The sequence below is a fragment of the Acinetobacter lactucae genome (assembly GCF_013344765.1).
GTDB classification, from domain to species: Bacteria; Pseudomonadota; Gammaproteobacteria; order Pseudomonadales; family Moraxellaceae; genus Acinetobacter; species Acinetobacter lactucae_A.
This window is the reverse complement of the sequence record NZ_JABVBF010000304.1, coordinates 1-1,650: the sequence shown is the minus strand read 5'-3', so window position 1 is coordinate 1,650 and position 1,650 is coordinate 1. Positions and strand designations below refer to the sequence as shown.

2 protein-coding genes are annotated in these 1,650 nt (G+C 34.4%); one reads left to right on the top strand and one right to left on the bottom strand.

The features are described from left to right. Window positions 1-73: 73 nt before the first annotated feature. Window positions 74-778: a TIGR04219 family outer membrane beta-barrel protein gene (locus tag HUN22_RS16885; RefSeq protein ID WP_174731808.1), complete on the top strand. Its 705-nt coding sequence runs from the start codon at window positions 74-76 to the stop codon at window positions 776-778. 48 nt (window positions 779-826) lie between these two features. Here the strand turns inward: HUN22_RS16885 and HUN22_RS16880 are convergent, their stop codons facing one another. Beyond that, window positions 827-1,423 (bottom strand): glutathione S-transferase family protein, encoded by a 597-nt coding sequence (locus tag HUN22_RS16880; RefSeq protein WP_174731807.1) that lies wholly within the window; start codon window positions 1,421-1,423, stop codon window positions 827-829. Window positions 1,424-1,650: the final 227 nt, after the last annotated feature.

Sequence of the window (1,650 nt, the reverse complement as noted above, 5' to 3'; positions counted from 1 at the left end):
CTTAAGATCCTTATTTTTTATCAATGCATCTGTAGCAAGATGTCTATATCATGCGCTCAAAGATTTCTTCTATGTGGATGCACAAATGAAAATATTAAAAATATCTTTATTAACGCTCGGGATGGGCTTAAGTGGTTTTGCTCAAGCAGACTTTGTAGGAGTAAAAGGAGAAGTTGGCTATTGGTTCTATGATGGTAAAGCCAATATGTCTTCTCAATTTCCGGATGATCAAGATTTAGATCAAAAAGGCAGTGCTCAACTCTCATTAGCAGTAGAACACCCAATTCCATTTATTCCAAATGCAAAAATTCGTTATGTAAATTTAGATACTGAAACTAAATCAGAAACTTTAGGTCAAGCCAACTATAAAGTTGATTTAGATCATAGCGATTTTATCCTCTACTATGAATTACTAGATAATATCGCAAGTGTAGATGCTGGTCTTGGCGCAACAGTATTAAATGGTGATATTACTGCATACACAGGCAAACGCGTAGATATTGATAAAACTTATCCTATCGCTTATTTGTCGGGAGAAGTAAAGCTTCCATTTACAGGCTTAAGTGCTAAAGGTGAAGCAACCTATACAAACTTTGATGATGCACGAATTACAGATGCATTAGCGGAAGTGAAGTATAAATTTGCAGATAACCTACTTATTGATCTTGGTCTAACAGCAGGCTATCGCGTACTCAATATCGATTTAGATGACTATGATAATAATGACCTTAAGTTTGAGTTTAAAGGCCCATATGTAGGTCTAGAAGCACATTTCTAAATCAGAATTTCAGAAATAAAAAAGAACTCGATATGAGTTCTTTTTTATTTAAATCATATCTACATAACCTAAATATTCTCGAATCCTTTGACACCACGCTTGAATATTTGGATATAGCTCCAAATTAAAACCACCTTCCTCCGCGACATGCGTGTATGCATACAAGGCAATGTCAGCAATAGTTAATTGATCTCCAACAAGATAGTCGTGATCTACTAAAGCTTTATCCATAATAGATAGTGCTTTATGGCCTTTTGGCTGTAAATTATGGTATTCCTCTATTCTTTCTGGTGGTAACCCTAAATATTTATTAATAAAACGAGCAACTGCAATAAATGGTTCATGACTATACTGCTCAAAGAACATCCATTGGTACATTTTTGCTTTAATAAAAGGATCTGTAGGAATAAATTTTGTTCCTTCAGCCAAGTAACCTAAGATAGCATTCGACTCACTCAAAACACGACCATCTTCTAGGACTAATACAGGTATTTTTCCATTAGGATTTAAGGACAAAAAATCAGCTGATTGAGTTTCTTTGTTTAAAATATCAACGTGGATCCATCTATGATTAATATTTAATAAGGAAAGTAATAGTTTTATCTTATAGCAGTTACCCGAACCGACATCACCATAAATTATCATAGATGCTCTTCCCTTATTATGCATACTTAAAAGATTAATTTTCTTATTATTTATAGCACAACTCTTCCTTAGTATTTTTATATTTATTTACCACACATATATTTTTTAGCGCCACAAAAAAACACCCCCGTTCATTCGAACGGGGGTGTTTGAATAATGAGCTGGCGATGACTTACTCTCACATGGGTAACCCCACACTACCATCAGCGCTAAGAGGTTTCACTTCT